This is a genomic window from Hymenobacter canadensis, assembly GCF_027359925.1.
Taxonomy (GTDB): Bacteria; Bacteroidota; Bacteroidia; order Cytophagales; family Hymenobacteraceae; genus Hymenobacter; species Hymenobacter canadensis.
The window spans coordinates 2116074-2141227 of the sequence record NZ_CP114767.1 but is presented as its reverse complement, the minus strand read 5'-3'; the positions used below and the strand labels follow the sequence as shown (position 1 = coordinate 2141227).

Genomic DNA, 25154 nt, shown 5'->3' with positions numbered 1-25154 from the left:
CGATATCCTGCTTTTTGCTGCCACGCCATGCTTTTTCGTTTGTTGCCTGCCTTGGGTGCGTCCCTGCTGTTTGCGGCCTGCACCACCTCGCCTTCTGCCACTGGCAACAGCCCCGGCGCCGAGGCCCTGCAGCCCATGAAAATGCCCCGCGACACCATCACGGGCACGCTCACGTACCGTGAGCGGATGGCGCTGCCGGCGGCGGCGGTGGTGCAGGTGCAGCTGCTGGATGTGTCACGGCAGGATGTGGCGGCTACGGTGATTGATTCGGTGACTGTCCAACTCAACGGCGAGCAGGTGCCGCTGCCCTTCACGCTCACCTACGACCCCGGCCGCATTCAGGAAAGCAACACCTACGTCATGCAGGCGCGCATCCGGGCAAACGGGCAGCTGCTGTTTCTGAGCGACGTGGCCTACCCGGTTATCACGCGCGGCAACCCCCGGCAGGTGCAGATGCTGCTGCGCCGGGCAGGAAAGTAGGGGTGGGCGTGGGCTCTTCCGGCCCAGGTTTCTACCTTTGTGCCCGCAGCAGCCCAGGGTGGCCGCGGCGGTAAGTGCTTATGAACCCGGTTTTTTGGCGGCTTTCTTCCCGACGAATCTAGCGTAGGCCACGGCCGATGCGGATGGCTGGCGCCTGCCTTTCGGGCCGGAAACGCCCTTGCCCCGCCCAGGCCGGTAGCTTACGCCACCTCCCGGATTTCGCCTCAAAATCTATCCGAAGCCTACGATAAGGCTTCTTTTTCAGCGTTTCGCTCTTCCAGTGCAACAACTCGAACAAACCCTCAAAGCCGCCCTCGGCACGGCTATTCAAACGGTATTCGGCACCGAGGTGCCCGCCGCCCAGCTCACGTTGCAGCCCACGCGTAAGGAGTTTGCCGGGCAGTTTACGCTCGTCACGTTCCCGTTCACCAAAACCCTGGGTAAAGGTCCCGAGCAGATCGGGCAGGCCGTGGGGGAGTGGCTGGTGGCCAACTCGCCGCTGGTGAGCGGCTACAACGTGGTGAAAGGCTTCCTGAACCTGGAAATTGCCGATGCCGAGTGGCTGAAGCTCTTCACGGCGCTGCGCCAGCAGCCGGCTGGCACGCCCGTCACGACTGAGGGCCCGCGCAACGTGGTGGTGGAGTATTCTTCGCCTAACACCAACAAGCCGTTGCACCTGGGCCACCTGCGCAACAACTTCCTGGGCTACTCGGTGGCCGAGATTCTGAAGGCCACCGGCGCCACCGTCACGAAGGCCAACCTGGTCAACGACCGGGGCATTCACATATGCAAATCCATGCTGGCCTACCAGCAGTACGGCCAGGGCGAAACTCCGCAGAGCGCCGGCATCAAGGGCGACCACCTGGCCGGTAAGTACTACGTGCTGTTTGAGAAGCACTACCGCGAGCAGGTGCGCCAGCTGGAAGCCGAAGGCGTAGCCGCCGACGTGGCCAAGCGCCAGGCCCCCATGATGCTGGAAGCCCAGGATATGCTCCGCGCCTGGGAAGCCAACGACGAAGCCGTGGTGAGCCTCTGGAAGCAGATGAACGGCTGGGTGTACGAGGGCTTCGATGCCACCTACACCAACATCGGCGTCGATTTCGATAAGTATTACTACGAATCGGGTACCTACCTGCTGGGCAAGGAGCGGGTGGAGGAAGGCCTGCAGAAAGGCGTGTTCTTCAAGAAGGACGACGGCTCGGTTTGGGTGGACCTGAAGGAGGAAGGCCTCGACGAGAAGCTGCTGCTCCGCGCCGACGGCACCTCGGTGTACATTACCCAGGACCTGGGCACGGCTGAGCTCAAGTACCAGGATTTCGGCTACGATTTGAGCGTGTACGTCATTGCCGACGAGCAGAACTACCACATGCAGGTGCTGCGGGCGGTGCTGCAGAAGCTGGGCAAGCCCTACGCCGACGCCATCTACCACCTCAGCTACGGTATGGTGGACCTGCCTTCTGGTAAGATGAAGAGCCGCGAAGGCACCGTGGTAGACGCCGACGAGCTGGTGCGCGAAGTGGTGGAAGCCGCCCAGGCTGCCACCCTTGAAAAAGGCAAAACCGAAGGCCTTGATGAGCAGGAATTGCAACAACTCTACCACATGCTGGGCCTGGGCGCACTCAAGTATTACCTGCTGAAGGTGGACCCCAAGAAGCGCATGCTCTTCAACCCCGAGGAATCGGTGAAGCTGGAAGGCGACACGGGGCCGTTTGTGCAGTACTCGCACGCCCGGATCGCCGCCATCCTGCGCAAAGCTGCCGAAATGGGCATCAGCCCTGCAGCCGACCTGAGCAGTCTCACGGAGCTACCCGCCGCTGCCCGCGAGCTGGTGCAGGAGCTGGGCCGCTATGCCGGTGTGGTGCAGGAAGCCGCCCGTACGTTCTCGCCGGCCGTGGTGGCCCAGTACGCCTACGAGGTGGCCCGCGCCTACAACCGCTTCTACACCGACATCAAAATCTTCACCGAGCCCAACGAAACCAGCCGCTCGTTCTACGTGGCCCTCTCGGCCCAAACCGGCCAGACCATCAAAACCAGCCTGGGCTTGCTGGGCATCCAGGTGCCCGAGCGGATGTAGTGTAAACGGCGTGGGACGCACGCATCCCCCCAGAACGTCATGCTGAGCGCAGTCGAAGCATCTCTACCGCTTTGTTAGCACGTCATTCCGAGCAGCGCGAGGAATCTCGCGTGCTGATGTTGGATATGGTAATTCAACGAAGCGGTAGAAATGCTTCGACTGCGCTCAGCATGACAGTCGAAGTTTGTTTGTAGTGCAGCAGCAACGCCCACCACTGGCGTTGCTGCTGTTTTTTCTTTTGTCACTAATGACGGACGAGGCTGGGCCGAGTCCGGTTTGCTTATGAAAAGCGTAGCCGTGTATTGCGGTGCCAGCAGCGGCACCAACGAATCATTCACCCAACAGGCCACGGCCATGGGCCAAGCCCTGGCCGAGCGGGGCTTCACGCTGGTGTACGGCGGCGGCCGGGTGGGCCTGATGGGCGCCGTGGCCGATGCCGTGATGCAGCACGGCGGCAAGGTTATCGGGGTGATTCCCGACTTTCTGGCCGACAAGGAGCTGGCCCACACCGGCCTCACCGAGCTACACCTGGTGAAAACCATGCACGAGCGGAAGCTGATGATGGCCGACCTGGCCGAAGGCTTCGTGGCCATGCCCGGCGGCTACGGCACGTTGGAGGAGCTGTTTGAGGTGCTGACCTGGGGCCAGCTGGGCCTGCACAAAAAGCCCATCGGGGTGCTCAACGTGGCTGGCTACTACGACCACCTGCTCCGCGCCCTCGACCACATGGCCGACGAAGGCCTGCTGCGCCGCGAAAACCGCAACCAGCTCCTGAGCAACCCCAATCCCCACGGCATGCTCGATGAAATGCTGGCCTACCAGCCCGTCAGCCTCGAAAAATGGCTGACGCCGAAGACGACGTAACCGATAGGAGAAAGCAAAAAAACGTCATCCTGAGCGTAGCGAAGGACCTTATCACATGCGGGTTGGATTGACCAACTTTCGCCGACGTGATAAGGTCCTTCGCTACGCTCAGGATGACGTTTTTTTAAAGCCTGCTTTACTCTGTGGGCACTTGGTACACCACGGCGTTGCAGTTCATGCCGGCTCCTACGGACGCAAACACAATGATTTCGCCGGGCTTGATGGTGGTTTCGGGCAGCTGGTGCTGCAGGATCAGGTCGAGCAGGGTGGGCAGGGTGGCTACCGAGGAATTGCCGAGCCAGGAAATGGTCATGGGCATGATGCCGACGGGCACCGTGGACTGGTTGTAGAGGCCGTAGAGGCGCTTGAGAATGGCATCATCCATCTTGCCGTTGGCCTGATGGATAAGCAGCTTGCTCATGGCTTCGATGGGCAGCCCGGCCTTATCGAGGGTGTCTTTGATAGCCTGCGGGACGGTTTTGAGGGCGTACTCGTAGAGCTTGCGGCCTTCCATCTTCAAAAACAGTTCCTCGCCCACGTACGCCGGGTTATACGACCGGGCCATACGCAGCAGATGCGCCGCCTGCACGGTATCGGAGCGGGAGCCGTGGGCCAGAATGCCGATGGGCGTGTCGCTTTCCCGGGCTTCGAGCAGGACGGCCCCGGCCCCGTCGGCGTAGATCATGCTGTCCCGGTCGTGGGGGTCGCAGACGCGCGAGAGGGTTTCGGCCCCGATGACCAGTACCCGCTTGGCGTCGCCGGAGCGCAGGTAGTAATCGGCCTGAATGACGCCCTGCAGCCAGCCGGGGCAGCCAAAGGGCAGGTCGTAGACAACGGTATTGGGGTTTTCGATGCCCAACTTGTGTTTCACGCGGGCGGCCAGCGTGGGCACAAAATCGGAGCGCCGGTTATCTATGGCTACGTCGCCGAAGTTGTGGGCCACCAGAATGTAGTCCAGCGTTTCGGGGTCGGCGCCGCAGCTGTCGAACAGGTTGCGGGCCGCCAGGTAGGCCAGGTCGGAGGCTACCTGGTCGTCTTCGGCATAGCGCCGCTCCTGGATGTCGGTGATTTGGGCGAAACGCTCCACAATCTCCTCCCCGGGCTTGGTCAGGGGCTGGCCGGTGGCCTCGAAAAAAGAAGTGGAAATGAAATCGGCGTTGCGAACAACGCGGGAAGGAAGATAACTGCCCGTTCCGGTAATGACCGAATAGAGAGTCCTACGCATGAGCAGACTGGTAAGTAGTGAAGAGCGGCAATTGACGAAAGTAGGGCCTTTTTCGGTAGCGGCGTTTGCCAATGTACAAAATTCCGGCGTGGCTGCCCCGCTAGTACGGGCAGTTTGGCGGATAGTGTATAGCTGAACATTACTGCGCCGTTTGGGTTCTGTGGCCGGTTGATATTTCCCTTTTGCCCATGAAATCCGTTGCTTTGCTGCTGCTGGCTGGTTGTGCGGCTTGTTCTTCGCCGTCGGTGCCTTCTACCTCTTCGTCCACGTCTTCTGCTGCTGCCATGACTACTCCCGCCATTTCCGGCTCCGTCTACGATTTCACTTTGCAGGCCATTGATGGCCAGTCGGTTTCGCTCCGCCAATACCAGGGCAAAAAGCTTTTGATTGTTAATACGGCCTCGGAGTGCGGCTACACGCCTCAGTACAAAGAGCTGGAAGAACTGCACAAAAAATATGGCACCCAAGTGACCGTGCTGGGTTTTCCGGCCAACAACTTCGGGGGGCAGGAGCCCGGCACCGATGCCCAGATTGCCACATTCTGCGAGCGGAATTTCGGCGTGACCTTCCCGCTGTTCAGCAAGGTCTCGGTGGCTGGCGCCGATGCGGCCCCACTATTCCAGTACCTGGGCAGCAAAGCCCAGAACGGCGTCACGGACGAGAAGCCGAACTGGAATTTCTGCAAGTACCTCATCGACGAGCAGGGCCATGTGCAGGCCTTTTATCCTTCAAAAGTGAGCCCCACGGGCCCGGAGCTGCTGGCGGCCATCCAGCAGTAGCAAACCTCGTTTAACGCCGTAATTTTGCTGGCTACAGCCTGTGGCCCGGACTTCAGTCCGGTGCCCTGTTTCCCGCATTCTTCGCCCGTTCGCCGCCTGCTGTTGGGCGCCGGACTGAAGTCCGGGCTACGCCCGTTCACTTACTTCCACGCATGGTTCGCACGGTTATTTTTGACATGGACGGCGTTATCGTCGATACCGAGCCCGTTCACCGCTACGCCTATTTCCGGCATTTCGAGGAGCTGGGCATTGGGGTTTCGGATGATGAGTACGCGCAGTTCACCGGCCGCTCCACCAAAAACGTGTACCAGCACCTCAAAGACCAGCATGGCCTGCCGCACGAGGTAGCCGACATGGTGCTGATGAAGCGGGAGTTCTTCAACCGCGCCTTCGACGAGAAACCCGATCTGGAGCTGCTCGACGGGGTGCGCTGCCTCATCGAAGACCTGCACCAGCACGGCCTGGAGCTGATTCTGGCGTCGTCGGCCTCGCACTCCACCATTGATCGGGTGATGCGCCGCTTTGCGCTGGGGCCGTACTTCACGCACCTGCTCAGCGGGGAGGACTTCCCGCGCTCCAAGCCCGATCCGGCCATTTTCGCGCACGCCGCCGCTCTGGCCGCGGCCCCGGCCGCCGAGTGCGTGGTCATCGAAGACTCGGCCAACGGCGTGACGGCCGCCAAAACCGCCGGCCTCTACTGCATCGGCTACAACAGCGAGCATTCGCCCCTGCAGGACCTGAGCCACGCCGACCTGGTGGTAGCGCACTTCAACGAGCTGACCGCCGAACGTATCGCCGCTTTGGAAATGAGTGGCTGAACGATGTAGAGACGCAATATTTTGCGTCTCGTCGTTGAACGGCGATATTAAAACGGTCAACATCAGCAACGACGAGACGCAAAATATTGCGTCTCTACATCGTTCGGGCCGCACCTACCAACACGCATTTCTGAAGAGCTGTGCCTTAGCACACGTCTCAAAAATACCTTCATGGCAACCTCTTCTCCCGCCGTTCCCGCGTCTGTCAGCCCTGCCAAAGCCTGGATTTCGGCCTTTCGGCCGCGCACGTTGCCGCTGGCGCTGGCCAGCATCATGGCCGGGGGCTTTCTGGCGGCCAGCAACGGCCACTTCCGGGGCAGCGTGGTGGGGCTGGCGGCTCTGACGACCATTCTGCTGCAAATTCTGAGCAACCTGGCCAACGACTACGGCGACTCCCAGAACGGCGCCGACAGCGTGCACCGCGAGGGGCCGCAACGGGCCGTGCAGAGCGGCGCTATCACGCCGGCGCAGATGAAGAAGGGCATGGGCCTGTTCGGGGCCCTGTCGCTCGGGAGCGGGCTGCTGCTGCTGTGGGTGGCCCTGGGCACGGCCGGCGCCTGGATTTTTCTGGCGTTTTTCGTGCTGGGCCTCTCGGCTATCTGGGCGGCGGTCAACTATACGGCCGGCTCCAAGCCCTACGGCTACGCCGGGCTGGGTGACCTGTCGGTATTCGTGTTTTTCGGGCTGGTGGGGGTGTGCGGTACGTATTTTCTGCAGGCTGGTACGCTGCCGCTTTCGGTGTTGCTGCCGGCTGCCGCGCTGGGTTGCTTCGCCACGGCGGTGCTCAACGTGAACAACATCCGCGACATCCGCTCCGATGCGCTGGCTGGCAAAATCACCATTCCGGTGCGCCTGGGGCCGCAGCGGGCCCGCGTGTACCACGTGGTGCTGCTCACGGCCGGGCTGGTGTGTGCCGTGCTTTACGTGCTGCTTACCTACCGCTCGCCTTGGCAGTGGCTGTTCCTGATGAGCGCCCCGCTGCTGGTGCGCAACGCCCTGGCCGTGTGGCAGCGCCAGGACAGCATGCAACTCGACCCACTGCTCAAGCAAATGGCCCTCACCACACTGGTATTCACGCTGCTGTTTGGGCTAGGGCAGGCGGTGTGAGCGTCAGGTTATAGGGGGGGATATGTTCGCATAGTCTGTTCACAACAATCATAAATACAGGATGTATGTCTCTGCAGTCAGTCTTGCAAATAGCCATCGTTCAAATAGTCGATAAGCATCTTGATTTAAGTTTTCATGATGGCTTGAATCGGATAGGAACAGTGGAGGGGGCGGACTATGAAATGGTTCATCACTTTCCCGATACAGCTACAGGAGAAGAATGTACGATCTGGATGCCGATACCTACCCAGATTGAAGAGCAGGAAATAGACGAACTGGAAGCCACTTTAAAACATGCGCTGCCGGAGTCATACAGATTCTTTCTGCAGTACAGGTTCTTTTTTGAGCTGTACATTGATGAGTTCAGCGTGCATAATCACACACCTTCTCGCTGGAAGAAAGAAGCGGTTAATCGAGTACTCAACGGATATCCGAAGCGGTATTTGATAGATAGAGGATACCTAGCATTTGCAGGATATAGCGACTGGGGGCATCTGTGCTTCAACACCAATGAAAGCAGGCCCGGAAACGAGTATCCGGTAGTTTTATGGGACCATGATTCGCCGGACGATGTAACACCAATTGCTGACAGTTTCATTGAAATGCTACAGCTTCTATCAGCTTCTGACGACAAAAGCCGGCAGGAACCTATTCAGGAATAACCTATGCTATCCGATAAAGAAACCACCCGCCTGAGCAAGCTCCTGAGCCTGGTACTCCGCCACGACCCGGCCCATTTGGGCCTTACCCTGGATGAGCAGGGCTGGGTAAGTGTGGAAGAGTTGCTTCGGCAGGCTCAAACGCATCATGTCAACCTCACCCTTGAGTTACTGCTGCACATCGTGGAAACCAGCCCTAAGCAGCGTTTCCGCCTCAGCGACGACCAGCAGCGCATCCGGGCCAGCCAGGGCCATTCGGTGGCTGTGGAGCTGGGCTATGCGCCAGCCGTGCCGCCGGCTGTGCTCTACCACGGCACTGCGGCCCGCCACCAGGCACAAATCATGCGCGAGGGCCTGCAGAAAATGAGCCGCCAGCACGTTCACCTGAGCGCCGATGAAGCCACCGCCCGGCAGGTGGGTAGCCGCCACGGCGCGCCGGTTGTGCTGGTGGTGGCCGCCGACCAGTTGCACGCAGAAGGCCACCTATTCTACCAAGCTGATAACGGCGTCTGGCTTACCGACGAAGTGCCTGCCCGTTGTCTGACCCTGGCAGATGCCTGAAATGCAACTGCAGTCACCTTGGCCTGCACACTAGAGGTCGAAAAGCGTCACTGCCTTAATCAACGCTACTACATAAAACAGCCTCCGCTAAAATCTTAGCGGAGGCTGTTTTATGTCAGTAAAAACCAATTATTCAGCGGCCGGGGCTACCGGGGCGGATGCTTCGCCCTCAGGGCGGGGGCCGCGGCCAGAGCGGTTGCGGCCGCCCCGCTTGCGGCGACGCTGACCTTCTGCTTGGTCGCCGTCGGCGCGGGGTTCGGTGGTAGCGGCTTCGCCTTCCGGACGCGGAGCGCGGGGCTCCCGGGGCGGGCGGGCCTCACCTTCGGGGCGTGGGGCACGCGGTTCGCGGGGCGGGCGGGCTTCGCCCTCAGGGCGCGGGGCGCGGGGCTCGCGGCGGGGGCGGCTTTCGCTGCCTTCGGGGCGGTCTTCGCGGGGCGGGCGCTGGTAGGGCTGAGATGGGGCCTGGCCGGCGTCGAGGGCAGCCAGGGCCGCCTGGGCCTTGGCAATACGGGCCAGTTGGTCGGCGTCAGGCTTGCCGTCGCCGCGGTTGGGGCGGCCACCGTCGCGGCTGCCGCCGCCGGAGCCGCCGCCTTCGGGGCGGGGGCCACGGTCGCGGCCACCGCCGCCGCCGCCGCCGGAACCACCACTGCGGGCGCCGCGCTCGGGCCGGCCACCGATTTTGCCGTGCAGGCCGCTGAAGCGTTTGGGGTCGAACTCGGGGGCCTCGCCCAGGCCGAGGCCTTCGGTGATGGTTTGCTTTTCTACTTCGCGCTCAATGAGCTTCTCGATTTTGAGCACCCGATCCTGGTCCTGGTCGGCAATGAAGGTGATGGCCGTGCCTTTGGTGGCGGCGCGGGCCGTGCGCCCGATGCGGTGAACGTAGTCCTCGGCGGCGCGCGGGATATCGTAATTCACCACGTGGCTCAGCGAGTCGATATCAATGCCGCGGCTCAGCACGTCGGTGGCGACCAGGATGGGGAACTGCTTGTTTTTGAAGGCGCGCATGATTTCCTCGCGCTCCTCCTGGGTGCGGTCGGAGCTGATGCCCCGGGCCTCGATGCCCAGCTTGTTGATGGCTTTCACAATCCCGCCTACAGCCGCTTTCTGGCTGGTAAACAGCACCATGCTCTGCACGTCCTGGGTTTTGATGAGGTGCTCGAGCAGGTAGATCTTCTGGCGGTCGAAGGCCATGTAGAACTGCTGGTCGATGCCGGCAGCCGGCTTGGACACGGCCAGGCGGATTTCCTCAGGGCTCTTGAGCAGCTGCTGCGAAAAGTCGCGGATTTTGCTGGGCATGGTGGCCGAGAACAGGAGCGTCTGGCGCTCCTTGGGCAGCTGGCGCACGATGTTGAGGATGTCATCGGAGAAGCCCATGTCCATCATCTTATCGGCCTCATCGAGCACCAGATACTTCAGGTCCTCGAACTTCACGTAGCCCATCTGCATGTGGGCAATGAGGCGGCCGGGCGTGGCAATGATGATGTCGGCGCCGGAGGTGAGGGCGCGCTTCTGCTGCTCCCAGCCCTCGGATTTGCCCCCGCCGTAGATGGCAATGGAGCTGGCTTCCACGAAGTAGCCGAAGCCCGTTACCTGCTCGTCGATCTGCGTAGCCAGCTCGCGAGTGGGCACCAGCACCAGCGTGGAGGTGGTGCCGTGCTTGGCGTGCGAAATCTTGTCGAGCAGCGGCAGCAGGTAGGCGGCGGTTTTGCCGGTGCCGGTCTGGGCGCAGGCAATCAGGTCTTTGCCTTCGAGAATGCGGGGAATGGCCTGCTCCTGGATGGGCGTGGCATTCTGGTAATTCATGGCATCGATGCCCGCGAGCAGGTCATCGTGCAGGTTAAACTCGTGAAACGTCAAGGTACAGCTTCGTTAAGATGATAGAGGGCTGACCTTGCGTCTCGGTCAGCAAACCGCTGGATTGGATTGAAACAAAGATAACGGGATTTGTGTGCGGTTGAGGTTGGAGCGGTAGTAGCGCGAACAGGACGTCATTCCGAGCGGAGCGAGGAATCTCGCGTGCTGATGTTGGATTAGTATTGCAATGTCAGCAAGCGAGATTCCTCGCTCCGCTCGGAATGACGTTCTTGAAATGACGTTCTGGTTGGAAGGACGTTCTTTTTAGCCTCTACCCTCCAGCACCTCCAGCTGCCAGCGCAGCTGCTCGGCGCGCACCGGGAAGGGCTGGCCGTGGCGGATGGTCTGGTACACCGCCTCAAACAGGCCCTGGTACTGACCCTGGGGCGCGGGGAGGCGGGAAACCTGGGTTTCGCCGGGGGCGGGCACCAGTGTAAGCGTGCCTTCTTGGCCGGTGGGTTCGTGGCCGTAGGTGGCGGCGGTGGGCAGCTGGCCCTGGTCGAGCTGGGTTTCCTGCACGTCGGCGCGGTTTTTCTGGAACGAGCCGAGCGTGCCGTGCAGCACGTAGGCCGGACCGGCCGCGGCCGTGAGCAGGCTGCCGGCCACAAACACGTTCAGCCCCTGCGGATACTGCAGGTGCAGGTGGAAGTAGTCATCGACGCGGGAGCCGGGGCGGTGGCTGGCGCGCGTGACGTGGGCGCGCTCGGGCTGCCCGAACAGGCTCAGGGCCTGATCCAGCACGTGCGGGCCCAAATCGAAGCTCAGGCCGCTGCCGGGCACGGCCGGGTCTTCCTTGAAGGTTTTGGCGTTGAGGGCCAGTTTGTACCGGTCAAAGCGGAAGTGCACTTCCGTGAGCTGGCCCAGTCGGCCGCTTTCCACCACCTGGCGCACCAGCTGAAAGTCGGAGTCCCAGCGGCGGTTCTGGTAGGCCAGCACGTGCAGGCGGCGCTCGGCGGCCAGGGCCAACAGCTCGTCCAGCTCGGCCACGGTGGTAGCCACGGGCTTCTCGATGAGCACGTGCTTGCCGGCCTGCAACGCCTGCCGGGCGAGGGCAAAATGGGTGTCGTTGGGCGTGTTCACCACCACCAGCTCCAGCTGCGGGTCGTCCAGCAGTTCGGCTACGCTGTCGTAGCTGATGATGCTGGGGTAGGGCTGGGCCATCTTCTTACGGCTGCGCTCCACCACGGCCCGCAGCGCAAAGCCCGAGTGCGTGCTCAGAAACGGCGCGTGAAAAATGCGGCCCGACATGCCGTAAGCCAGCAGGCCGGTTTGGATGGGAGAGGACATGAGCGTTTTTCGTTATTGGGGAAGCAAGTGTTGCAACGGGTTGTCAAGAACGGTATTCCGGGAACGTCGTTTCAGGAACACCGTTTTGGTAACGTCTCTTCTGGAACGTCATTTCGAGCTTGCGAGGAATCTCGCGTGCTGACGTTGTAATGGTAACCGTCATGCTGAGCGCAGCCGAAGCATCTCTCCCGCTTCGTTGTAACCGTATGGTTAGCGTTGCAACATCAGCACGCGAGATTCCTCGCAAGCTCGGAATGACGTTCTGTTTATCTACAATCCATCAATCCACCAATTCAACCATCCCTCCATCCATGCTCGACCGATTCTCTGCCCAGGCTGACCTCTACGCCCGCTACCGCATCGACTATCCGGCGGCGCTTTACGGCTGGCTGCTGCCGCAGGTGCCGGGCCACGGCCGGGCCTGGGACTGCGCCACCGGCAACGGGCAGGTGGCCGCCGTGCTGGCCAGGCATTTCGGGCAGGTAGAAGCCACCGACATCAGCGCGGCGCAGCTGGCCCAGGCGGCCCGGCAGCCCAACATCACCTACCAGCAAGCCCCGGCCGAGCACACGCCGTTTGCCGCCGCCAGCTTCGATCTGGTGACGGTGGCCCAGGCCGTGCACTGGTTTGACATGGCCGCTTTCAACGCCGAGGTGCGCCGCGTGCTGCAACCCGGCGGCGTGGTGGCGGAGTGGGGCTACGGCCTGCTGTGCATCAGCCCCGCGCTGGACCCATTGGTGCAGCACTTCCACAACGACACCATGCGCCCCTACTGGGACGCCAACCGCTGGCACATCACCGACGAGTACGCCCGCCTGCCGTTCCCGTTTGACGAGGTGCAGCAGGCCCGCTTCGAGGTGCGGCGGCAGTGGTCGGCGGAGTGGTTTCTGAACTACCTGCGCACGTGGTCGAGCGTAGTGAAATACCAGCAGCAGCACGGCCAGGATACGGTTTTGCTGCTGGCTGACGAGGTGACGCGCCTGTGGGGGCCGGGCGAGCGGGAGGTGGTATTTCCGGTGTTTGCGCGGGCCGGGCGGCGGTAAATCGGGGCGGGTGCTACCTTCGGCCGCATGAATTCTTCTGATGAACTCCCCCTAACCGGTTTGCGTGTGCTGGAGCTGGCCTCGGTGCTGGCCGGGCCGCAGGTGGGTCAGTTTCTGGCCGAGCTGGGGGCCGACGTGCTGAAGCTGGAAGCCCCGGTTGGCGACGTGACGCGCACCTGGCGCACCCCGGCCGAAGACCCCGCCACCACCGTCACGGCCTATTTCAGCAGTGCTAACTGGGGCAAGCGCAGCCAGACGCTGGACCTGACCACCGCCGCCGGCCAAGCCGCGCTGCACCAGCTAACCGCCGCCGCCGACATCGTGCTGACCAGCTACAAGCCCGGCGACGCCGAGAAGCTGTGCGCCGACTACGCCACGTTGGCGGCCCTGAACCCGCGCCTGATTTACGGCCACATCACCGGCTACGGCCCCACGGAAACCCGCGCCGGCTACGACGCCGTGCTGCAGGCCGAAATCGGTTTCATGCACCTCAACGCCCCCGGCCCCGGCCAGCCGCCCCAGAAAATGCCGGTGGCCCTCATCGATTTGCTCACCGCCCACCAGCTCAAGGAAGGCCTGCTCACGGCCCTTTACCGCCGCGAGCGAACCGGCCGGGGCGCGCTGGTACAGGTGAGCTTGCTGGATAGCGCGCTGGCCTCGCTGGCCAACCAGGCCGCTACCTACCTCGTCACGGGCCAGGAGCCGCAGCCTTTGGGCTCGGGCCACCCCAGCATTGTGCCCTACGGCACCGTGTACACGGCACAGGACGGCACGCGCCTGCTGCTGGCCGTGGGCTCCGACCGGCAGTTTCAGCAGCTATGCCAGGTGTTGGAGCGGCCGCAGTGGTCTGGGGAAGCCCGCTTCCGCCGCAACCCCGACCGGGTAGCTCACCGCGCCGCGCTGGAACAGCTACTGGCCCACCGCATTGCCGAAGTGCCGGGCCAGACGCTGCTGGCGGCGCTGGAGCGTCTGGCGGTGCCGGCCGGCGCGGTGCGCACGGTAGGGGAGGCTTTGGCGCATCCGCTGGCCCAACCGATGCTGCTGCCGCCCGCGCCCGGTTTTCCGTATGCCGGGCTGCGCACGGTGGCTTTCCGTAGCAGCGCGTGGCCGGTGGCAGCGGCCCTGAGCGCGCCGCCGGCCTTCGAGCCGGAGTAAGGCGCTTTGTAGTTCGCGTTGCTCAACCGCAATTCGGCGGGGCAGCCCGTAGTGCCAAGTAGCCTCCGGGCATTGCTAAAACTTACCGCGCACTACTTTGCGTAGATACTATCACCCGCAACTGCCACAGTAGCGGCTTTTCCTGCCCGCCGCGCCGTGCTGCGGACCGTTCTGTTCCCGCCTCTCTATGGATACTACCAAGCCCCCCAAGTCCGCCACCCCGCCCCGCCCGGCTTCTGAAGCCACCGCCAATGCCGGCACGCCCAACTCCAACAATACCGCCACCCACGCCCCCGGGGCTCCCGCCGCCGCCCCTACTGACCGCCTCGACCTGATTTTTGACGGTCTGCGGCAGAAATCGTCGGCCAAGCAGGCCATCTACCGCAACACGCTGGCCACGTTTGCTCTGCTGCGGCAGGTGTCGCAGGAGCTGGTGGTGGAGCTCAGCCGCCGCATCACGCCCGTCGATTCGACGGTGATTATCGAGTACCGGCCCGTCAACGAAATGGAATTTCACATCCGCTTCTCCGGCGACCTGCTGGTGTTCGTGATGCACTCCAACATCGTGACCTTCCCCGACGACTACGGCCCGATGGACACCAAATACGTTCAGGAGGACTTCCGGCGGCGCTTTTTCGGGCACATCATGGCCTATAACTTCATGGCCGACAGCATCAAGTACCAGCGCCTTAACGACCCGGGCTATCTGGTGGGCCGCCTGCTCATCAACATCGACAACCACTATTTCCTGGAAGGCGTGCAGCAGCTGGAATTGCCTGATAACGACATGTCGGACAACCCGATAACGGCCGACGGCCTTCGGCTGTTCGTGGAAAGCGCCATGGTGGCCGCCGTCAACAATGACCTGATTGCGCCGCCGCTCAATGATATTCAGAAAGTATCGGTGAAGCAGAAGCTGGAAAACCAGCAGGTGAGCCGCGGCAGCAAAGTGGGCTTCAGCTTCTCCCGCGAGCAACAGCACCCCAGCGTAGACGGCCTGCCCTATTGAAAAGGGGAAGTGGTAAGTTTAGGTACTGGTCATCCTGAGCGCAGCGAAGGACCTTATCACGCCTGAACGATTCGTTGTTACGAAACCGTTCAGGCGTGATAAGGTCCTTCGCTGCGCTCAGGATGACCGTTTATGTGCTGACTACCGGCGCGAATACCCCACCTTCTCGCGCACTTTGTTGAGCACTTCCGAGCCGTAGGCCTGGGCTTTGGCGGCCCCTTCGGCCAGCTTGCGGTCTACCTCGGGCAGGTTGGCGCTGTAGAAGTTAAACTGCTCCCGCTCGGTGGCGAACCGGCTGCGGATGACCTCAAACAACGCCGTTTTGGCGTGGCCGTAGCCGTAGTTACCGTTCAGGTAGTTCTGGCGCATTTCGGCGGTCTGCTCGGGCGTGGCCAGCAGCGAAAACAGCTTGAACGTGGTATCGGTATCGGGGTTTTTGGGGGCCTCCAGCGGGGTGCTGTCTGATACGATGCTGCGAATGGTCTTGAGTAGGGTCTTGTCGTCCTGGAAAATGTCGATGATGTTGCCGTAGCTCTTGCTCATCTTCTGGCCATCGAGGCCGGGAATGGTCATGAGCTGCTCATCGACGCGGGCCTGGGGCAGCACGAAGGTTTCGCCGTAGCGGCTGTTGAAGGCCGAGGCAATGTCGCGGGTAATTTCCAAATGCTGAATCTGGTCTTTGCCTACCGGCACCACGTCGGCATCATAGAGCAGAATATCCGCCGCCATCAGCACCGGATACGTGAACAGGCCCGCATTCACGTCGGAAAGCCTATCAGACTTGTCCTTGAACGAGTGGGCGTTGGCCAGCATTGGGTAGGGCGCGAAGCAACTCAGGTACCAAGTCAGCTCCGTCACCTGCGGCACATCCGACTGGCGGTAGAACAGGTTGCGGTCGGTATCGAAGCCGCAGGCCAGCCATGCGGCCGCCACGGCGTACGTGTTCTGGCGCAGCGTTTCGGCGTCGCGCACGGTCGTCAGGGAGTGCAGATCGGCAATGAAGTACAACGACTCGTTGGCCGTGTTCCTGGACAGCTCGATGGCTGGGAGGATGGCGCCCAGCAGGTTACCCAAATGCGGGCGGCCTGTGCTTTGAATGCCGGTGAGGATGCGGGACATGATGAAAAGAAATCAGTCGGAAGTAGAAGTAGAATTGACGGCCGCATAAGGCTGACCGGAATTGAAAGCCCGAACAATAGCCGGTAGGTTGTCAATGGTAACTTGTTTGTTTTCTACCAGCTTGCTCAGGTCGGGCCGCTGCCGCAAGTAGGGCACAAGTGCATCACGGAATTTCGGGCCGCCACCCGTCAGGCGGTTGGCCGGGATGTGCGCAATCGAGAGTTCATTGTTCCAGCGCAGCAAATAGACCTCGTACGTGGAGCTTCCGCCACCACTCATGCTTCCGCCTGCTCCCACCATCATAGGGCCGCCTACGGTAAACTCGTAGCGCATCAGTACCAGCGCGCCACTGTCGAGCAACTGCACAAACGCCTCGTCAATTGTCTGGCTGGCCAGCCCCATTTCCACGTCAAAATCCCTGACGGAAATGAATTTCCTGGCTCCTAGTTGAAAGGAAAGCACATTTGCCGGGGTGTATTTGCTGGTACCACCTTTCGCATCCTTTACTATTAACGTGGAGCTGCCACGCAACTTAATCCGGGCTTCGTGATGGACGGTCTTGTCGGCGGCTAGCCGGTAGGAACCAGCCTCAAAAGAGTTAAACTGGGCCATTAGTGCCTGCGGAATTAACAGGCTGATAATTAGCAAAAAGAGGCGCATATAAGCCGGAAATAATAGTTATTACACTGCCGCATCAGCCGTGGCTTCCTGCTGCAACTCCTGCGTGGCTTCTTCGCCGAGGTACCGGTCGATGAGGAAGTGGGCGAGGTAGAGCACGGGCGTGAGCAGGATGGCAGCTGCGAATTTATACCAGTAATTGGTGTTGGCCACGCTCAGCACCTGGTCCAGCGTCCAGTTGCCGAACAAATAAAAGGCCACGTACAGCACCACAAACGAATCGACGAGCTGCGACACCAGCGTGGAGCCCGTGGCCCGCAGCCAGATGTAGCGCCCGCCGGTGGCCCGCCGTAGCAGCTGAAACACCGTGGCATCGAGCACCTGCCCAATGCCGAACGCCGTGATGGAACCGGCAATAATGCCCAGGCCCTGCCGGAAAATGCTCTGGTAGGCGAAGTCGATGTTGAAGGGGCGCCCTTCGGCGTCGGTCTTGTTGACATCGAGCCAGAAAGCGGCCGGCGGCAGCTTGGTGGTGGCATATATCACCACGAAGGCAAACAGGATAAGCGCCACCGTGAGGTAGCTCACACGCAGCACGCCTGCCTTGCCGAAATACTCGTTGATGATGTCCGTCGTGACGAACACCACGGGCCAGATGAGCACGCCCGCCGTGAGGTTGCCGGGCAGGCCCATGAGGGCTTCAACCGAGAATATCTTTACACCAATAATTTCGGCCAGCAGTGCATTGACGATGAAAATACCGCTAAGGACGAGGTAGAGCTGCTGCTTTTTGTGGGATAAAGGTTGGGGCATAGAAGGGGAGAGGGAAACCAACGGTTGATTTCGGGTATTAGAATGGCCGTCATGCTTCGGCTGCGCCTCTGTATGACGTTTTGCCTACTCGGCCAGCGAAATAGTGAGGCCTTCCACGGCCAGCTCCGTCCACTCAAACTGGGTTTTGGCCTCGTTCAGCAGCGGCTCCAGGTCGCGGTAGCGGCTGCTGAAGTGGCCGATGAGCAGGCGGTGTACTTCGGCCCGCCGTGCCAGCAGACCGGCCTGCCGGGCCGTGGAGTGGTGCGTCACGGCGGCCCGCTCCCGCAGATCGTCCATAAACGTGGCCTCGTGGTAGAGCAGGTCTACGCCGTGCACGAGGTCGGCCAGGCTCTCCGTGTACATCGTATCGGAGCAGAAGGCGTAGCTGCGGGCGCGCTTGGGCTCGGCGGTAACGGCGGCGTTGGCCACCAGCAACTGGCCCTGCTCATCCAGCAGATCCTCGCCGAGGGTGAGGGCCGTGAGCTGGGCCGGGGTGAGGCCATTGGGCAGCCGGGAAGCCAGCAGGCGCCGGCGCTTGGGCTTCTCCCGAAACAGGTAGCCACAGCACGGAATGCGGTGGCGCATGGGCAGCGTATGCACGGTCAGGTTCTTGTCTTCGAACACCTGGGCGTGCTGCGTGGTATCCACGGCCGTGAAGTCGAGCTCGAAGCTGAGCTGGGTGTAGGAGTGCCGGAACTGCATGGTAAGCACCTCATCGAGGCCAGCCGGCCCGAACACCTGCAGCGGCTCGGTGCGGCCGTTGAGATGCATGGTGCCCAGCAGCCCGAACAGCCCGAAGAAATGGTCGCCGTGCAGGTGGCTGATGAAGACGGTGCGGATGCGCTGGTGCCGAATCTTGTGCTCCATCAGGCGGCGCTGCGTGCCTTCGCCACAGTCGATGAGATATTGACTGCCGGCCACCGTCAGGACCTGCGCCGTGTGGTGGCGGTCGAGGAAGGGGGTGGCCGAAGCACTGCCCAGAATTTTCAGCTCAAACTCCAAGAGAGTTGGTTGTTTGCAGTGGGTGGTCGTCAGGGGCCCGCTCCCGGGGGCAGGCTGTGAAATGCAAATTGGTTGTCAGGTGCCAGCTAAATAAAGTCTGACAACTGACAACCAACAACTGACGACCGAAAAGACGCTATTCTTTGCTGGTCAGGTCGCGCTCAATGGCGTGCAGGAAAATCCGGTCGATGCCTTCTTCCACGGTGGGCAGAATGTGCAGTACTGATTCGAGCTTGCTGATGGTAATGAGCTTCATTACGTGGTCCTGCAGGCCAGTGAGCACCAGCAGGCCGCCAGTGGAATTGCAGAGACGATTGGCAATGAGAATAGAGCTCAACCCCGATGAGTCGGTGTACTTTACGTTGCTGAGGTCCAGAATCAGGTTGTTGATTCCTTCGGCATTCAGCTTCACGAATTCCGATTTCAGATCGGGAGCCACGGTAGTGTCCAGCTTCTTCTCGTCAATCGTAATTATCGTGTACGTTTCCTTTTTATCAATTGAGTACTTCATACCGTCGGTGGTTCGGAGTTGTAAGAGAGTTGCGAAGGTAATAAAAAAAAGATTCGCTGAATGTGCGCCCGGCAGTTGAACAATTTCTCAAAAAAACTTGAGTCAACGCCCCGCAGGAGGCCGAAATCCAAATGTGAGACTCGCCCAAGTGCTCTGCCAATCGGCCTCAGGCAGCGTAGCAGGCACCATTCTGACGGTGCTGAGCAGGTATTGGCCGGCCCCGGTTAAACGAAACAGCACGCGGCCGTTTTGGTTACTGTAGAGTTTGCTGATTCGCACGGGTTGGCCGGGGCTGCACTGCCATATCTGTACCAGCTGGCCGGCCTGCGGCTGGCCCTCGGCCAGCACGCGCACCGTGAGCGAAGCCCCGGCTTTGAGGGTGTAGGGATTTTGCTCGGGCACCAGCTCCAGCGGCAGGCCAGTGGGGCGGCTCCAGGCGCGGGCGGTATCCAGGGCGGCGGGGGTGCCGACCTGCACCAGCGTGGTGGCGCAGCGGCGGTAGGCCTCGCGGCCGGGCTGGTTGAGGCTGCCGCGCTTCTGCCGTTCCAGCAATATATAGTCGAGGCCTTCTTCCTTGAGGTAGGAGTTGAATTTGCTGGCGTCGAGGGTGAGAAACGCGTTGTTGGTGGCCAGCGCAACCAAGTGCGTGCCCGGCTCCCGGAACGTCACGGCGGCGTGCAGCGTGTCGGCGGTGGTGGCGGCGGCCCGCAGGTCGTGGGGGCCGGTGGGGGCGAAATGGGTGAGTTGCGTGATGCGGCTGCTTTTGCCGGCCCACCGCTCCCCGCTGAAGTTTTCGCCCACAAATACCCGCAAATTCAGGCTGGTGCCGGGCGCTACGAAGAAGGGCGTGGGCAGCAACCAGAACTCGTGGGCGAGGGCGGTGCCGGCCAGCAGGCAAGTCCAGCCAACCAGGCAAAGGCGGATGTAAGTACGGAACGAATAGCGCATCCGGTAAAGATGGGGCCTTGGTGAAGTAACAGGTGCTGCGGTAGTTACAAAATTTTGGCCCCTCCTAACATCTGTATAATCTGTCGGTACTGCATATGTTGTTTAAGCTTCCACCCTAAAAAGTTCAACGCCATGAACACACCCACCTTTCCTAACGTCTGGACCTTGTTTCGTACGCTGCTGCTGGGGCTCTTTGCAGCAGGCAGCTTCAGCCTGGCTTCCTGCGACGATGATGCTGCTCCCGCCACGCCGGCCCAGAATATCGTGCAGGTAGCGCAGGGCAACCCCGCGTTCAGTACGTTGGTAGCGGCCGTCACAAAAACCGATCTGGCTACCACGCTCAGCGGCACTGGTCCGTTCACGGTGTTTGCGCCCACCAACGACGCCTTCGCCAAGCTGTCGGCGCCATTCAACAACGCGGCCAACATCACGGCCATCACCGATGCCAGCCAGATAGCTACGCTGCGAGGCATTCTGCTTTATCATGTGCTCGGGGCCAATGTGAAGGCAGCTGACATTGCCAACGGTAGCAGCAGCGCCACCACCGCCCGGCCCGCTAGCACGGTTGGCGGGGCCACTATCAACGATAATACGCTGTACCTGACCAAAAACGCAGCGGGCGTATCTATCAACGGCGGCACACGCGTCGTGACGGCGGATGTGGCAGCCAGCAATGGCACCATCCACGCCATCGACAACGTGCTGATGCCACCAAGCCAGACCATTGCGGCCATTGTGGTATCCAGAGCCAGTGCGGCTACGCCGGAGTTTACGCTGCTGCTGCAGGCTTTGCAGCGCCCCGCCGCGGCCCCGATTCTGGCAGCAGCCGGCACTCAGGGCGCCAACGTAACGGTATTTGCGCCTACGGATGCCGCCTTCCGGGCGCTATTGGGCACCGCTCCACTCAGCTCGGTGTCGGATGCCGACCTGACGGCCATTCTTTCCCGCCACGTTATCAGTACAGGCCGCGTTTTCTCGTCTGACCTGGCGGCCGGCACCGTCACAACGCTGGGTGGCCCCGTGACGGTGGCCGCTGCTGGCACCAGCTTTACGGTGCGGGGCGGCACCGGCACAGCGGCCAATATTGCCGCGGCCAACGTGCTGGCTACCAACGGCGTCGTACATGTCATCGACCAAGTGTTGCGGCCCTGATTTTGGCTGGTTGCGGCCTGTTGCTTCGGTCCCGGCTGCGCACTGCGCAGCCGGGACTTTTTTCGTATACACTTAGCAGAATTCGGCCAGATGCAGCCAGTGAATTTCAACGCAAAAAAGCCTGGCTTCCGTTGACGGAAGCCAGGCTTTAAAGCAAGTCAGTAAGAGGAGCCGCTGGCAATCAGTTGCGCTCCAGGGCCAGCGTGTAGGCGCGGTCGTAGTACACGCGCAGGTTTTTCCAGTCGAAGATTTCGGCGTTGCTTTCCACGTTGTTGCGCTGCATGATTCGCTCGCGGCGGTTGAGCAGCACAAACTGCCACATCATCTCAGTCAGTTCTTCCGCCGACTCGTCGAAGCTCTTTTCCTGGCGCTGCACCACGAAAATGCCCTTTTCCTCGTGCTGGGGCACGTGTTGCATCACGTAGTCGCCGAAGCCGGAGAGGTCCGACGTGACGGCCGGTACGCCGCGCGCCACGCACTCCAGCGGGGTGTAGCCCCAGGGCTCGTAGTAGCTCGGAAACACGCCCAGGTGGCAGCCCCGCACAAACTGGCCGTATTCCATGCCAAACAGGGGCGAAGTAGGCGACACGAAGTCGGGGTGGTAGACGATTTTCACCCGGTCGTGCTGGTTGTTGACGAGGTTAGCCTGCCGCACAAAGTTGAGGATGTCGTCGTTGGCGTCGTCGACGAGGTTGTGGGTGATGACTGGGGGCAGGCTGGTGGTTTTCCAGCTTTGCAGCGTACGGCGGTAGCGCAGCTTCCAGTAGTCGTCCACGAGGGCGTCGAGGTCGGGCAGGCGATGGTCGGTGCTGCCGGCGGCGGCATAGAACAGCCGCTCGCCCACCTGCCGCTCAATGGCCTCGCAGGTTTCCTGCACCTCGTCCAGAATAGCGCGGCTCTGCAGCACCTGCGGATTGATGCTGTGGAACGGCCGCTTGGTGATGAAGAACATCACAATATTGCCTTCCAAGCCGCTCTGCTGCAGGCGGTAGTTGAGGCGGGCCAGGGCCTCCAGCGTCAGGTCGAAGCCTTTGTTGTGGTACTCGTAGCGGCCACTCGTGAACAGGTAGAGCGTCTTGTCCAGGTCAAACGAGTAGCTCTGGAAGAAGTGCGCCATCACGAATTCGTGAATCTTAGCCTTGTACTGCTGGTGCAGGTTCTGGAACTCGTGCAGCGCCACAAACCGCTCGATGTTGAGGCCGTTGGGCAGCACCGCGTCCGGAATCCTATCCAGCAGGTAGATGCACTCGCGCACCGTCAGCTCGCTCACGGTCGTGAAAACGTGGCTGCCGTGGGCGGCGGCGCGCTCAATGCGCACGGCGGTTTCGATGTTGAAGCGCTTGGCCTCGGCTTCCCAATCTACCAGCATCAGGTGCTCGTAGAAGTTGGGGTCGTTCATGGCCAGGTAGCGGCCTAGCAGCGTGGCGTGCGTGGTAAACACGATGTGCAGCGGCGTCTGCTCGCGGCGCAACGCCGGAATGGCCACGCCCGTCATCCACTCGTGGAAGTGGGCCACAATCCGCTGCGGTGGCACCACCTCGGCGGCCAGGATCTGCAGGTAGATTTTGGCCAAGTGCCCGAAGGCTTCCACCTGATGCAGCAGATCGTCGTGGTCGGGCGTCGGGATGCCGTGGTGGTGCCACAGGTCGCTCTTGATCTGGCCGAGCTGCGGATACGCCTGGTAAGGGTTGATCAGCACCACCCGGGGGCGGCCCGTCACGAGCCACACGCCCAGGTGCACGTCGTAGCCGAGCCTGCGCATTTCGCGCACGGCCCCGGCAAATGGGTCGCTGAGGGTGGAAAGCTGGTAGTCGTCGTAGGGCTCAAACTCGCTCTGGGCCTGCTGCTGGAAGTAGGGGCCCAGCAGGCAGTACCGGTCGTCCCAGCCTTGCACGGTGGCGGGCACCTTGCTGCGGATAACGGTGTAGATGCCGCCCACCTGATTGCAGACTTCCCAGGCCACTTCTACCAGCAGGGCATCGGGGGCGAGGGGGGCGGGGGCAGCGGTGGGGACTTGCATAGGGGGGTGGGTTTTGCGGGCAAGATATAGGCCTTAACGTCATTTCCCGCAGAGGGCGCGGAGGTTTTCGCAGAAGTCGCAGAAGAACTACCCCTGCGGCTTCTGCGTCAACCTCCGCGCCCTCTGCGCGAACCTATGCCTACCCCGGCTCCTGCGAGATAATCAGCACCGAATACGGGCCCAGCCCGAACGAGGCGTGGAAGGGCTGGTCGTCGTAGATGCCGGGCTCGGCCAGCGTGTCGAGGCTCTCGAAGTTGCCGAACTCCTCGTCGTAGCCGGCCCAGTCGGAGTTGAAGCGCACACGCCAGGTGCCGCCGCGGGGCAGCCCGATGGTGTAGTTCTCGTGCGAGTGGTCGGCGAAGTTGCAGAGCACCACGGTGGTGTCGCCGGGGCCGGACTGGTCGCGGCGGATGAAGGCCAGCGTTTTGTCATCGTTGTTGAGGTGATGCACCTCGGTGTGCTGGCCCAGCAGGCCGCGGGTGTGGCCGGCCAGGTTGCGGCGCAGCTTAATCAGGTCGCGGTAGAGGTGCACGAGGCCGGGGTGCTGCTCGGCGTGCTCCCACTGCAGCGGCAGGTCGTCGGAGAAGTAGCCGTCGGCCAGCATCTCCTGGCCCTGAAACATCATCGGGATGCCGGGCGCCGTGAACACTAGCGCCGCGCCGAGCGTGGCGCGCTTCTTCGGAAACCAGGTGTGCGCGTCGCCGGGCATGATTTCCTCGGTCACGCGGCTCTTGCCGTTGGCCACCTCGTCGTGGCTTTCGGTGTAGATAATGCGCTGGAAGGCGTCGCCGTTGTACACGCCGGTGAGGGTTTCGGCTACGTGGGGCATGTCGCGGTCGGCGTCATTCGGCGTCACCAGCGCGTCGCGGATGATGTTGACAAAGGCCGCATCCCACTGGCTGGAGAAGCCCTGGCCGCCGTCTTCGGGGCGCCGCGTGATGTACTCATTGCCCTGCAGATCCTCGGCAATCATGATCTTCCAAGGCATGTGCCGGTGCACTTCCTCGTTGATCCATTTCATCAGGCTCCAGCCGTCGGGCAGGTCGCGGGAAGGGTCGGAGGCACCATCTACGTTGCGGATGTGCGAGATGGAGTCGCAGCGCAGGCCGTCGACGCGGTAATCTTCCAGCCACATCAGGGCGTTGTCGCGGATGTAGGCCCGCACGGCGTCGCGGCCGTAGTCGGGGCGGTTGTGGCCCCAGGGCGTTTCGGCGCGCCAGTCGTTGTAGAAGTAGATGCCGCCGCCGTCGTTTTCCTGCCAGCCGTCAAACTGCCACAAGTCCAGGTCGCCGGGCCCGAAGTGGTTGTACACCACGTCCAGAATCACGGCAATTCCGTGGCGGTGGGCCTGTTTCACCAGCTCCTTAAAGGCCTGCGGCCCGCCGTACTCGGTTTCCAGCGCAAACGGGTGCGAGGGGTTGTAGCCCCAGCTGCGGCCGCCCGGAAACTCGGTGGGCGGCATGATTTCAATTGCGTTGATGCCCAGCTCGCGCAGGTAGTCCAGCTTCTCAATCACGTCGAGGAAGGTGCCGGGCTGCTCGGGGTTTTTCACGTTGAAGGTGCCCACGTGCAGCTCGTAGATCACCAGCGAGTTCCAGGCTGGCATTTCAAAATGGTCGTCTTCCCAGTCGAAGCCGTGGTCGGGCACGATGGAGTTGCCGGCCGAGTGCGTCACCTGGCGGGCGTAGGGGTCGTTTTTGCGGAGCTGGCCGGTGGGCGTGGTCAGCTCGAACTTGTACTCGGTGCCGGCCGGCAGATCCAGGAAATCGGCGGCCCAGTAGCCGTCGGCTTCGTGCTGCAGCGGGTGCGTAGTGACATCCCAATCGTTGAGAGGCCCCACCACCGAAACGGCGGTAGCGGCCGGAGCCCAAACGCGGAAGGTGGTGCCGTGTTCGTGTGGAAGCGCGCCCATGCCAACTTGCAGCGTGGGAGTGGAGGTAGGCGAAGAAGAAATAGTAGACATGATAAGCAGGAAAGGAATCAGCACAGCAGGGGAGAGTGCTGGGGTTAAACTCTATAAATAGATCTGGGGTTATATGATGGGTTGTAAATGATT

Annotated in this window: 24 protein-coding genes; 12 read left to right on the top strand and 12 right to left on the bottom strand. The window is 61.7% G+C overall.

The genetic code is table 11. The features are described 5' to 3' along the window. The first annotated feature begins 27 nt into the window (after positions 1 to 27). The 3 genes from O3303_RS09235 (at position 28) to O3303_RS09225 (ending at position 3418) form a co-directional block, all read left to right on the top strand. Entirely contained in the window at positions 28 to 480 is a 453-nt protein-coding gene (locus O3303_RS09235) for a YbaY family lipoprotein (RefSeq protein WP_269561774.1), read from the top strand. Between the two features lie 280 nt (positions 481 to 760). Continuing rightward, on the top strand, positions 761 to 2554 hold the full coding sequence (argS, locus tag O3303_RS09230; protein WP_269561773.1) for an arginine--tRNA ligase: 1794 nt from the start codon (positions 761 to 763) through the stop codon (positions 2552 to 2554). A 282-nt stretch (positions 2555 to 2836) separates the two neighbouring features. Further along, the gene (locus O3303_RS09225) at positions 2837 to 3418 is read left to right on the top strand and encodes an LOG family protein (RefSeq protein ID WP_269561772.1); all 582 of its coding nucleotides are present in this window, start codon (positions 2837 to 2839) and stop codon (positions 3416 to 3418) included. A gap of 136 nt (positions 3419 to 3554) precedes the next feature. On the opposite strand, the gene O3303_RS09220 is transcribed toward O3303_RS09225, so the two are convergent. Then, positions 3555 to 4643 (bottom strand): 3-oxoacyl-ACP synthase III family protein, encoded by a 1089-nt coding sequence (locus O3303_RS09220; RefSeq protein WP_269561771.1) that lies wholly within the window; start codon positions 4641 to 4643, stop codon positions 3555 to 3557. A gap of 139 nt (positions 4644 to 4782) precedes the next feature. Then, positions 4783 to 4929, bottom strand: a complete 147-nt coding sequence (locus O3303_RS09215; RefSeq protein ID WP_269561770.1) for a hypothetical protein — start codon at positions 4927 to 4929, stop codon at positions 4783 to 4785. Here O3303_RS09215 and O3303_RS09210 point away from each other — a divergent pair. The 5 genes from O3303_RS09210 to O3303_RS09190 all read left to right on the top strand — a co-directional run bounded on the left by O3303_RS09210 (position 4928) and on the right by O3303_RS09190 (position 8567). After that, the gene (locus O3303_RS09210; protein WP_269561769.1) at positions 4928 to 5422 is read left to right on the top strand and encodes a glutathione peroxidase; all 495 of its coding nucleotides are present in this window, start codon (positions 4928 to 4930) and stop codon (positions 5420 to 5422) included. The genes O3303_RS09215 and O3303_RS09210 overlap by 2 nt on opposite strands. A gap of 152 nt (positions 5423 to 5574) precedes the next feature. Continuing rightward, positions 5575 to 6240, top strand: coding sequence for an HAD family hydrolase (locus O3303_RS09205; RefSeq protein WP_269561768.1), 666 nt, complete (start codon positions 5575 to 5577; stop codon positions 6238 to 6240). 171 nt (positions 6241 to 6411) lie between these two features. Continuing rightward, entirely contained in the window at positions 6412 to 7347 is a 936-nt protein-coding gene (locus tag O3303_RS09200; protein ID WP_269561767.1) for a 1,4-dihydroxy-2-naphthoate polyprenyltransferase, read from the top strand. 83 nt (positions 7348 to 7430) lie between these two features. Beyond that, on the top strand, positions 7431 to 8009 hold the full coding sequence (locus tag O3303_RS09195) for an SMI1/KNR4 family protein (protein WP_269561766.1): 579 nt from the start codon (positions 7431 to 7433) through the stop codon (positions 8007 to 8009). 3 nt (positions 8010 to 8012) lie between these two features. Next, positions 8013 to 8567, top strand: a complete 555-nt coding sequence (locus O3303_RS09190) for an RNA 2'-phosphotransferase (RefSeq protein ID WP_269561765.1) — start codon at positions 8013 to 8015, stop codon at positions 8565 to 8567. 129 nt (positions 8568 to 8696) lie between these two features. On the opposite strand, the gene O3303_RS09185 is transcribed toward O3303_RS09190, so the two are convergent. Together O3303_RS09185 and O3303_RS09180 are read right to left on the bottom strand one after the other, a co-directional pair. Then, positions 8697 to 10370, bottom strand: a complete 1674-nt coding sequence (locus tag O3303_RS09185; RefSeq protein WP_269561894.1) for a DEAD/DEAH box helicase — start codon at positions 10368 to 10370, stop codon at positions 8697 to 8699. Positions 10371 to 10685: 315 nt separating this feature from the next. Beyond that, positions 10686 to 11708 (bottom strand): Gfo/Idh/MocA family protein, encoded by a 1023-nt coding sequence (locus tag O3303_RS09180; RefSeq protein ID WP_269561763.1) that lies wholly within the window; start codon positions 11706 to 11708, stop codon positions 10686 to 10688. A gap of 311 nt (positions 11709 to 12019) precedes the next feature. Between O3303_RS09180 and O3303_RS09175 the strand changes: the two genes are divergently transcribed. From O3303_RS09175 to O3303_RS09165, 3 genes are all read left to right on the top strand, one after another. Continuing rightward, positions 12020 to 12751, top strand: a complete 732-nt coding sequence (locus tag O3303_RS09175; RefSeq protein WP_269561762.1) for a class I SAM-dependent methyltransferase — start codon at positions 12020 to 12022, stop codon at positions 12749 to 12751. Between the two features lie 27 nt (positions 12752 to 12778). Then, positions 12779 to 13906 (top strand): CaiB/BaiF CoA transferase family protein, encoded by a 1128-nt coding sequence (locus tag O3303_RS09170; RefSeq protein ID WP_269561761.1) that lies wholly within the window; start codon positions 12779 to 12781, stop codon positions 13904 to 13906. 187 nt (positions 13907 to 14093) lie between these two features. Then, on the top strand, positions 14094 to 14915 hold the full coding sequence (locus O3303_RS09165; protein WP_269561760.1) for a hypothetical protein: 822 nt from the start codon (positions 14094 to 14096) through the stop codon (positions 14913 to 14915). Between the two features lie 141 nt (positions 14916 to 15056). Here O3303_RS09165 and trpS read toward each other — a convergent pair whose 3' ends face one another. From trpS to O3303_RS09135, 6 genes are all read right to left on the bottom strand, one after another. Continuing rightward, positions 15057 to 16034, bottom strand: a complete 978-nt coding sequence (gene trpS, locus O3303_RS09160; protein ID WP_269561759.1) for a tryptophan--tRNA ligase — start codon at positions 16032 to 16034, stop codon at positions 15057 to 15059. Positions 16035 to 16046: 12 nt separating this feature from the next. After that, complete coding sequence (locus O3303_RS09155) at positions 16047 to 16694, bottom strand: hypothetical protein (protein ID WP_269561758.1); 648 nt, start codon at positions 16692 to 16694, stop codon at positions 16047 to 16049. A gap of 21 nt (positions 16695 to 16715) precedes the next feature. Continuing rightward, positions 16716 to 17465 (bottom strand): queuosine precursor transporter, encoded by a 750-nt coding sequence (locus O3303_RS09150; protein ID WP_269561757.1) that lies wholly within the window; start codon positions 17463 to 17465, stop codon positions 16716 to 16718. Between the two features lie 84 nt (positions 17466 to 17549). Next, the gene (locus tag O3303_RS09145; RefSeq protein WP_269561756.1) at positions 17550 to 18467 is read right to left on the bottom strand and encodes a ribonuclease Z; all 918 of its coding nucleotides are present in this window, start codon (positions 18465 to 18467) and stop codon (positions 17550 to 17552) included. 136 nt (positions 18468 to 18603) lie between these two features. Beyond that, complete coding sequence (locus O3303_RS09140) at positions 18604 to 18978, bottom strand: STAS domain-containing protein (protein WP_044002696.1); 375 nt, start codon at positions 18976 to 18978, stop codon at positions 18604 to 18606. 102 nt (positions 18979 to 19080) lie between these two features. After that, entirely contained in the window at positions 19081 to 19926 is an 846-nt protein-coding gene (locus O3303_RS09135) for a DUF4198 domain-containing protein (protein WP_269561754.1), read from the bottom strand. 132 nt (positions 19927 to 20058) lie between these two features. On the opposite strand from O3303_RS09135, the gene O3303_RS09130 reads away from it, so the two are divergent. Next, the gene (locus O3303_RS09130) at positions 20059 to 21078 is read left to right on the top strand and encodes a fasciclin domain-containing protein (RefSeq protein WP_269561753.1); all 1020 of its coding nucleotides are present in this window, start codon (positions 20059 to 20061) and stop codon (positions 21076 to 21078) included. A gap of 181 nt (positions 21079 to 21259) precedes the next feature. Here the strand turns inward: O3303_RS09130 and O3303_RS09125 are convergent, their stop codons facing one another. Continuing rightward, complete coding sequence (locus O3303_RS09125; protein WP_269561752.1) at positions 21260 to 23098, bottom strand: glycosyltransferase; 1839 nt, start codon at positions 23096 to 23098, stop codon at positions 21260 to 21262. A gap of 139 nt (positions 23099 to 23237) precedes the next feature. Continuing rightward, the gene (locus O3303_RS09120; RefSeq protein ID WP_269561751.1) at positions 23238 to 25061 is read right to left on the bottom strand and encodes an alpha-amylase family glycosyl hydrolase; all 1824 of its coding nucleotides are present in this window, start codon (positions 25059 to 25061) and stop codon (positions 23238 to 23240) included. Between the last annotated feature and the right edge of the window lie 93 nt (positions 25062 to 25154).

Excerpts from the sequence above, each read along its gene's own strand:
- O3303_RS09235 (WP_269561774.1), top strand. The coding sequence starts at position 28 with ATGCTTTTTCGTTTGTTGCCTGCCTTGGGTGCGTCCCTGCTGTTTGCG.
- O3303_RS09225 (WP_269561772.1), top strand. The coding sequence starts at position 2,837 with ATGAAAAGCGTAGCCGTGTATTGCGGTGCCAGCAGCGGCACCAACGAA.
- O3303_RS09220 (WP_269561771.1), bottom strand. The coding sequence starts at position 4,643 with ATGCGTAGGACTCTCTATTCGGTCATTACCGGAACGGGCAGTTATCTT.
- O3303_RS09210 (WP_269561769.1), top strand. The coding sequence starts at position 4,928 with ATGACTACTCCCGCCATTTCCGGCTCCGTCTACGATTTCACTTTGCAG.
- O3303_RS09215 (WP_269561770.1), bottom strand. The coding sequence starts at position 4,929 with ATGGCAGCAGCAGAAGACGTGGACGAAGAGGTAGAAGGCACCGACGGC.
- O3303_RS09205 (WP_269561768.1), top strand. The coding sequence starts at position 5,575 with ATGGTTCGCACGGTTATTTTTGACATGGACGGCGTTATCGTCGATACC.
- O3303_RS09200 (WP_269561767.1), top strand. The coding sequence starts at position 6,412 with ATGGCAACCTCTTCTCCCGCCGTTCCCGCGTCTGTCAGCCCTGCCAAA.
- O3303_RS09190 (WP_269561765.1), top strand. The coding sequence starts at position 8,013 with ATGCTATCCGATAAAGAAACCACCCGCCTGAGCAAGCTCCTGAGCCTG.
- O3303_RS09185 (WP_269561894.1), bottom strand. The coding sequence starts at position 10,370 with ATGAATTACCAGAATGCCACGCCCATCCAGGAGCAGGCCATTCCCCGC.
- O3303_RS09180 (WP_269561763.1), bottom strand. The coding sequence starts at position 11,708 with ATGTCCTCTCCCATCCAAACCGGCCTGCTGGCTTACGGCATGTCGGGC.
- O3303_RS09175 (WP_269561762.1), top strand. The coding sequence starts at position 12,020 with ATGCTCGACCGATTCTCTGCCCAGGCTGACCTCTACGCCCGCTACCGC.
- O3303_RS09170 (WP_269561761.1), top strand. The coding sequence starts at position 12,779 with ATGAATTCTTCTGATGAACTCCCCCTAACCGGTTTGCGTGTGCTGGAG.
- O3303_RS09165 (WP_269561760.1), top strand. The coding sequence starts at position 14,094 with ATGGATACTACCAAGCCCCCCAAGTCCGCCACCCCGCCCCGCCCGGCT.
- trpS (WP_269561759.1), bottom strand. The coding sequence starts at position 16,034 with ATGTCCCGCATCCTCACCGGCATTCAAAGCACAGGCCGCCCGCATTTG.
- O3303_RS09155 (WP_269561758.1), bottom strand. The coding sequence starts at position 16,694 with ATGCGCCTCTTTTTGCTAATTATCAGCCTGTTAATTCCGCAGGCACTA.
- O3303_RS09150 (WP_269561757.1), bottom strand. The coding sequence starts at position 17,465 with ATGCCCCAACCTTTATCCCACAAAAAGCAGCAGCTCTACCTCGTCCTT.
- O3303_RS09140 (WP_044002696.1), bottom strand. The coding sequence starts at position 18,978 with ATGAAGTACTCAATTGATAAAAAGGAAACGTACACGATAATTACGATT.
- O3303_RS09135 (WP_269561754.1), bottom strand. The coding sequence starts at position 19,926 with ATGCGCTATTCGTTCCGTACTTACATCCGCCTTTGCCTGGTTGGCTGG.
- O3303_RS09130 (WP_269561753.1), top strand. The coding sequence starts at position 20,059 with ATGAACACACCCACCTTTCCTAACGTCTGGACCTTGTTTCGTACGCTG.
- O3303_RS09125 (WP_269561752.1), bottom strand. The coding sequence starts at position 23,098 with ATGCAAGTCCCCACCGCTGCCCCCGCCCCCCTCGCCCCCGATGCCCTG.
- O3303_RS09120 (WP_269561751.1), bottom strand. The coding sequence starts at position 25,061 with ATGTCTACTATTTCTTCTTCGCCTACCTCCACTCCCACGCTGCAAGTT.